At 61.5% G+C, this 610-nt stretch carries 1 pseudogene; it reads right to left on the bottom strand.

The window, feature by feature from the left end:
- Window positions 1–245: pseudogene (locus J6525_RS46660) on the bottom strand (IS4 family transposase); the annotation flags it as partial.
- Window positions 246–610: the final 365 nt, after the last annotated feature.

The following is a 610-nucleotide window of genomic DNA, read 5'->3' as shown; positions in this document are numbered from 1 at the left end:
GTCACCCAGCGCGCCGACTCCTTGTCGGCCAAGGCGCGCCGCTCATGCGGGATTTTTACCTTGCCTTTGCGCGTCCAAACGTTGCCGCCAGTAAGGCCAAGACAGACCCCGCTGTCGGCATCCACCGCCATCATCGCATGCAACAGCACGCCGCGAGCATTGCCCTTGCCGACTTTGCCCAGCCCGCGCCGCCGTCCCGCCTGGGTCTGGAACTTGACCTCGCTCGTATCCTGGATCGCCAGCACATGACGCCCGCTGACCGCAGTCCGCGTCTGCGCGCTCCAGCCCTCAATCAATTATCGATCGTGACTTGGGGGTTGTTCACAAACCGCCAGAACGCCATATTGGCAGCCCAATCGCCCCGGGCCATCTGGCGCAAGCAGACGCTGCGCGTGCAAAGCATAGCCCGGAGAAGCGTCGCCCCCTTTTGTCGAGACGAACGTCCCCGAACTCACCCAAAGACAAATCCGGCTGCATCGCTGGCGCTCCTTCGAATCAAAGCGCCAGTGAGAGAATCATACAACATGCTGCAGAGACGCCACTTCTTGCTGCACCGAGTCAATCTGTCGCGCCCCAAAACCGTGTAGACACGCTAGTGCGAAAGCAGGGA

The sequence above is a fragment of the Bradyrhizobium australafricanum genome, assembly GCF_020329495.1.
Lineage (GTDB): Bacteria > Pseudomonadota > Alphaproteobacteria > Rhizobiales > Xanthobacteraceae > Bradyrhizobium > Bradyrhizobium australafricanum.
This window is presented reverse-complemented; position numbering and strand designations above follow the sequence as displayed.